The organism is Leisingera sp. (assembly GCF_034669605.1).
In the GTDB taxonomy this organism is placed as follows: Bacteria; Pseudomonadota; Alphaproteobacteria; order Rhodobacterales; family Rhodobacteraceae; genus Leisingera.
Window position 1 is genome coordinate 1 of the sequence record NZ_JAXMOX010000250.1, and the last position, 6,091, is coordinate 6,091.

The window sequence follows — 6,091 nt, forward strand, 5'->3', positions numbered from 1 at the left end:
CAGCTCCCCGGCGCGGAGAAGCGCCATCAGCCCCTCCAGAGACAGGCCGCCGGAACAGGCGCGGCAAGACCCGCACATGCAGCAAGAACCCAGGTCGGCAGGCGATCCATCTCGCGCCGTCCAGAGACAGGCCGCCACCGGGCACGATCATATGGATGTGGGGGGATGGGTCAGGCTGACATGCCCCGCATTGGCCCGCCGCCACACGGGGCCATCGGCACGGAATATATCAGCAATCTCCAGCCCCGGGCGGGACACCCCGGCGCCCCGTCACTTCAGGCTTCGCTTGAGTGTCTGATCCTGCAACTGCGCCAGCATCTCGTAGGGGCTAACCGTGTCACGGATCGTCTTGGTGGCGACATCGGTGTATTGGGCCGTCGTGCTCAGCTTGGCATGGCAGCGCGGTGAGATTGAGTGGAGCGGCATGTCCCGCTCCCTGCTGATCCACGGCGAACCCGGAACCGGCAAAACCGTGCTGGCCGGGGCCATCGCCGCCTCGGCCGGGGTGCCGTTGATCCAGAGGTCCTTTGGCGCCTGGCAGGCACAGGGCCACCTGGGCGATATGCTGGCCGCCATGCTGGCGTGTTTCCGGGACGCCAAGGATCGTGTGACACCTGCAGCGGAGCGCATTGGCCTAAATCTGACGCTGGAGGGGGATCTGGCGGGGTCGTTGCGGCCGGCGGCTGGCAGCGAGGGCTCTAATGCAGAAAATGCCTCGGGAGAACCGCCATAAAACATTGAATATATTAAGAAATTGTATTTATTGCGGGAGCTGGCACCGCCGTATCCTACCTGCTTTCTCCGCAAAAATATAAACATATGATTGTCAGACGTCAGCGCCAATGGGACAGTTTAGGGTGATTTGATAAGAGAGGATTTCTGGCCCATCGTTACCACCAAGGAGTGGAGATGAGACAGAAACCCGGAAGAGCCACGGTGAAAAGGTCGTAAAGGGCATCCGCTGTGCCACGCGCAAACATTTTCGGCGGAAGAGAAAATCAGGATCGTGCGGACGGGCTGAAGGGCGAGGACAGCATTGCCGAACTATGTCGTCGTGAGGGTATTACCCAGATATATTACAGCTGGTCCTAAGAGTTCCTCGTGGCTGGCAAGAAACGCCTTGAGGGTGACACGGCCTGCACTGCGACGTCGAACGAGGTCCAGGATCTTCGCCGAGAACCCCGCGAATTGAAAGAGGGTGTGGCCGAGCAAACCTTGGAACTGCGCCTTCTCGAAAAAAGCATTCTCGGGGATGGGGGCGACGAAGAATGAGATATCCTGCGTCCGAGAAGCTGGAGGTCTTCCGGCTGGTCGAGCGATCGCACCTGCCGGCCAAGCGCACAGGTTCGCTGGCCAAGGTTCTCGCCTCCGATGAAAATGTGATCCGCAACCGCATCCTCTCGTTCGGCAACAGTATTGTCAAATGCACCGTCAACAAGACCGCCATCTTCCCTCCCTGCGGCTGACCCGCTGACAGTTGTGTGCGACCGCAAACCCAAGTATTCAATTTGCTGAGGAAAGAGTTTGCAATGTCCAATAACAAAACTACCAGCAAACCGGAACGCAAGCGCGGGTCCGGAGTGCAATATGTTTATAACATACTACGCGAAGAAATTCTGAACCTGACGCTGGAACCCGGCGCGCCCATCGATGAGGCGCAATTGGCTGAGCGTTTTGCCATTTCGCGCACCCCTATCCGCGAGGCTCTTGTTCGGCTGGCAAGCGAAGGCCTTGTCAAAACACTTCCCAACCGCTCAACAGTGGTCGCCCATATCGACTTCGTCAATCTATACACGTTTTTTGACGCAATGACGCTGATGTACCGCGTAACCACACGGCTTGCCGCCCAATACCACACGCCCGGCGATCTGGACGTTATTCGCCGCCATCAAGGTCAGTTCGCCGCGGCTGTTGACGCGCAGGACGCGATGGCCATGATCGCCACCAACCGCGATTTTCACGCCGCTATCGCAGCGGCAGGCCACAACGTCTATTTCGAAGGGCTGTTCCAGCGCCTGCTGGACGAAGGGCGGCGGCTGATGAGGCTCTATTACTACTCCTCGTTCAACAACAGGCTGCCTTACCGCTACGTGCAAGAGCACGAGGACATCATCGCCGCTATCGAGGCGCGAGACGTCAACGCCTCAGATGTGCTGGCAAAGACCCATGCCGACCAGATTGTCGAACAGATCCAGAGCATGATCTCGCGCGACCGGCGCCAGGACATCGAACTCTAGCGCTGCCCCCCTGATACACCTGCGCCGCGGCCTCCACTTTCGGGGGCCGCGGCGTGGTTTCCTGCAGCTGTGCTGCCGTCAGTTGACGATCACCTCGGGCAGCCAGGTGGCCAGCTGTGGGAAGAAGATGATCAGCAGCAGCGTCACCACCTGCAGCCCGATGAACGGCAGCACCCCGCGGCACATCTCGCCATAGGTCATGTCCGGCGGCGCGATCGATTTCAGATAGAAGATCGAAGAGGCCATCGGCGGCGTCAGGTAACCGGTCTGGATCACCACGATCACCAGCGTCGCGAACCACACCGGATCAATCCCGGCAGAGCGGATGAACGGCGAGAACAGCGGCACGCAGATCAGCACGTTGGCGGTCCAGTCCAGCACGAAGCCGAGCACGAAAACGACCAGCAGGAAGAACACCATCATGCCGGTCGGACCCAGCCCGGCGCCCTCGATGACATCCCGGATCAGACGCGCACCGCCATTGGCGGCAAAGACGCCCATGAACATCGTGCCCGCCGCCACGATCAGCAGGATCATCGCCGAAATGCGCACCGTGATCGACAGCGACTCCGACAGCACCGGGACAGAGAACCGCCGGTTCAGGACGCACAGCAGTAGTGCCCCCCCTGCCCCGACCGCCGCCGCCTCGGTGGGTGAGGCGACGCCCGCCAGGATCGACCCCAGCACCGCAAAGATCAGTGCGCAGACCGGCAGCATCGTCGTCGCGGTCGCCCACAGCTTTTCGCCCAGCGGCAGATCCGCAACCACATCCGCCTTGGCCACTGGCTCGGGCGGGTTCAACATGCCCTGAATGGCAATATAGCCCAAGAACAGTGTCACCATGATCAGACCGGGCAGCATCATACCCGCCAACAGCTTGCCCACCGACATCTGCGCCAGCGAGGCATACATCACCGCAATCACCGACGGCGGGATCATCGTGCCCAGCGACCCGCCCGCGCAGATCGTGCCGGCAATCAGCGTGTTGCTATAACGCATTTTCTGCATCGCCGGGATCGCCATCATGCCGATCATCACCTCGACGGCACCGACCACGCCCGCAGCCGCCGCAAAGACCGCCCCCATGGCGATGGTCGCCAACGCCAGGCCACCAGGCAGCCGCCCAAGCCACATGTTCATGACGCGGAACAGCCGCTCGGCAATGCCGGAACGCTCCAGCAACGCCCCCATCAGGATGAACATCGGGATTGCCGACAGGATAAAGTTGGTCGAGGCCGAATAGAACGAGCCGTACAGCTGGTTGAAGGCCGCAGGCCCGAAGGCAACAAGCCCCGCCCCCACCGATACGATGGTCAGCGAAAACGCGATCGGCAATCCAATCAGGATCAGCCCGAACAGCGCGGGAAACATGAGTCCGGCAATCAGCATATCAGTTCTCGAGTTTGAAAGTGTCGTCTTGGCGCGGCGTCAGCAGCGCCCTGATGCCCTCGGCGGCCAGCTGCAACGCCAGTGCGGCCAACCCGACCGCCAGGAGCGAATAAAAGGGCCACATCAAGGGCGCCCAGGGGCTGACCGCCTCGACCTCTCCGGTCTGAAACGCGCGCCAGGCCCGGTGGCCGCCAACCCAGGCCAGCTTGCCAAAGACCGGCGCCAGCACCAGCAGGTAGATCAGACCGTCGATCAGACCCCGCAGGCGCACCGGCAGGCGCGACGACAGGAAGTCGATACGCACATGCGCATCCTCCCGCAGGGCCTGCGCGGCGCCCAGAACGAACAGCACACCGGTCGCCATATAGGCAATATCAAAGGCCCAGAGGGTGGGCGCGCCGAGCGCATAGCGCGCGACGACTTCGTATAACATGGAGGCGATCAAGATCAGGACCATCGCCTTTGCGACAAACCCCAGACCTGCAGAAATCGCATCTGCAATCGCCAGAAATACCCTTTTCATAACCGCCTCCAGCCGGTTCAGTTGCCGTTGCGGATCAGATAGCCGCTTTCCGCCGCCCAGCGGTCCTTGTAGGCAAGATAGCCATCCAGGATTTCGCCCATGCGCGGCTTGCCAGCCTCAGCTTGGGCTGCGGCGGTCTTCTTGATCCAGTCAACGCCCGCTGCGGACAGCTCACCGGCAAAGGCCGGATCCAGCGTGAGCACTTCCGCCTTGCTGCCGCGGAAGGTTTCCATCGCCTTCATGTCGTTGTCATAGAAATGCATCAGCGACTGCAGGGTGGTCAGCTCGGCTGCCGTTTCGACCTTGGCTTTCAGACCATCGTCCAGCGCATCCCAGGTTTCCTGCTTCAGCACCACTTCCCACAGGAAAGTCGGCTGATGCACGCCCGGCGTGATGATATAGGGCGCCGCTTCGTGGAAGCCCTCGGGCAGGTTGCCCGACGGCGGTCCCCATTCGATCGCATCGACGCCCTTGCGCTCCAGCAGGGTGTAGATCTCGCCTGGCGGCACCACGGTCGGCACCGCGTCGAAGTAATCGCGCATCACCTCGGCCCAGGGACCGGAGGTACGGTATTTCAGCCCCTTCAAGTCCGCCGCGGTGGTGATCGGCTTGTTGGCATGAGCCATCACCTCGGAGGAGCCGATGCCGACGACCAGCGACTTGAAACCTTCTTCGGCCCGCATTTCGGTCAGCAGCTCCTGACCGCCGCCCTCGTAAATCCAGGTCGCAAAGGCCTCCGGCCCCATGCCGCCCGGAAAGCCCGAGAAAATCGCGTTCATCGGGTTCTGGTTGACCAGATAGCTGGGAGTGGAGTGCCCGGCTTCGACGATGCCGTCGCGCACGCCGTCGTAGACATGCAGGGCCGGCACCAGGATGCCGGCACCAAAGGGCTGCACCTCGACGGACCCATCGGTCATCAGCTCGACGTTGCTGGCAAAACGCTCGAGAAAATTCACGTAATAGGGCGAGCCTTCCGGCACCGACGTCGGCACGCGCCAGGTCACGTCCTGCGCGGCACCTGCACTCGCGGCCAGCGCCAGCGCACCGGCACAGGCTACCGCATGGACGGCGGATTTTAAGAATGTGGACATAGTACCTCCTCTGTCAGATCGCACCGCTTACACGGAGATCACGGCACGGAATCGCACTGTAGACTTCGTGCATTCCTTTTGTCGACATACTAAATACAAAACTGTGATCTTCTGCCGGAAGGCGCGGCAGTTTGCGCGATGTTGCTGGATTCACGAGCAGAAACAGAAGCTCAGCGCGCCCGAATGCGCCGCCGCGGCTATGTCGTGCAGGGAAGAGAGAGGGCAGCTGTCAGATGGCCACGGCAGCGGTGGTCAGCCAGCGCGGCGTGGTCTCGCTCAACCGCGGGGCCAGCAGTTCCTGCAGCTCTGCATGGTGTCCGTCGTCAGAGATTTTGGGCCAGTTGGCGGCCTGATCTAAGAGAGGGTGAGCCTCGGCTTTGATGCTGCAACCGCCCCCCGACAACATCGGCGTGCCATATGTGGACGGGCCCCTCCCTGCAAGTTCACGCATCAGCCCAGCACGGTAGCGTCTTTCTCCTGCTCACCGTGGCGGGCCGGTTTCTTCACGCGACTGGCCGCGCAGCAGTGTTTTTACAGGCCTCGCCCGACATCATCATTTTCCACGCGATCCTGGCGATCTTATTGGCCAACGCGACGGCCGCGAGTTTCGGCGGCTTGCGCTTGAGCAGATCGATAAGCCAGGGCGAGGCGGTCCTGCCTCTGCCCGCTCTCATCTGTCGAAGCAACGAAGTCGCGCCCACGACCAGTGTTTTGCGCAGGGCCTCATCGCCCGCTCGCGTAATAACACCGAACCTGACCTTACCAGCTGTCGAGTGATCCCTGGGGGCAGGCCCATCCAGGCCGCAAACTGTCTTCCGGATGCAAACTGCTCCGGTGCCGGCGCTTTCATC

6 protein-coding genes and 3 pseudogenes are annotated in these 6,091 nt (G+C 61.5%); 3 read left to right on the forward strand and 6 right to left on the reverse strand.

Translation table 11 applies throughout. The features are described 5' to 3' along the window. Positions 1-163, reverse strand: a pseudogene (locus tag VOI29_RS21825) (transposase); the annotation flags it as partial. Positions 164-270: 107 nt separating this feature from the next. After that, a complete protein-coding gene (locus tag VOI29_RS21830) occupies positions 271-426 on the reverse strand; it encodes a hypothetical protein (protein ID WP_416361576.1) in 156 nt (51 codons plus the stop codon). Here VOI29_RS21830 and VOI29_RS21835 point away from each other — a divergent pair. The 3 genes and pseudogenes from VOI29_RS21835 (at position 425) to VOI29_RS21845 (ending at position 2,237) form a co-directional block, all read left to right on the forward strand. After that, on the forward strand, positions 425-733 hold the full coding sequence (locus VOI29_RS21835; RefSeq protein ID WP_323783648.1) for an AAA family ATPase: 309 nt from the start codon (positions 425-427) through the stop codon (positions 731-733). The two genes, VOI29_RS21830 and VOI29_RS21835, sit on opposite strands and share 2 nt — an antisense overlap. Positions 734-956: 223 nt before the next feature. Continuing rightward, a pseudogene (locus VOI29_RS21840) lies at positions 957-1,343 on the forward strand (transposase); the annotation flags it as partial. 186 nt (positions 1,344-1,529) lie between these two features. Further along, positions 1,530-2,237, forward strand: coding sequence for a GntR family transcriptional regulator (locus tag VOI29_RS21845; RefSeq protein WP_323783651.1), 708 nt, complete (start codon positions 1,530-1,532; stop codon positions 2,235-2,237). A 78-nt stretch (positions 2,238-2,315) separates the two neighbouring features. Here the strand turns inward: VOI29_RS21845 and VOI29_RS21850 are convergent, their stop codons facing one another. The 4 genes and pseudogenes from VOI29_RS21850 to VOI29_RS21865 form a co-directional block, all read right to left on the reverse strand. Then, positions 2,316-3,608, reverse strand: coding sequence for a TRAP transporter large permease subunit (locus tag VOI29_RS21850; protein ID WP_323783653.1), 1,293 nt, complete (start codon positions 3,606-3,608; stop codon positions 2,316-2,318). Positions 3,609-3,627: 19 nt separating this feature from the next. Continuing rightward, complete coding sequence (locus tag VOI29_RS21855) at positions 3,628-4,149, reverse strand: TRAP transporter small permease subunit (protein WP_323783655.1); 522 nt, start codon at positions 4,147-4,149, stop codon at positions 3,628-3,630. Between the two features lie 17 nt (positions 4,150-4,166). Next, the gene (gene dctP, locus VOI29_RS21860) at positions 4,167-5,240 is read right to left on the reverse strand and encodes a TRAP transporter substrate-binding protein DctP (protein WP_323783657.1); all 1,074 of its coding nucleotides are present in this window, start codon (positions 5,238-5,240) and stop codon (positions 4,167-4,169) included. A gap of 503 nt (positions 5,241-5,743) precedes the next feature. Then, positions 5,744-6,091: pseudogene (locus tag VOI29_RS21865) on the reverse strand (transposase); the annotation flags it as partial.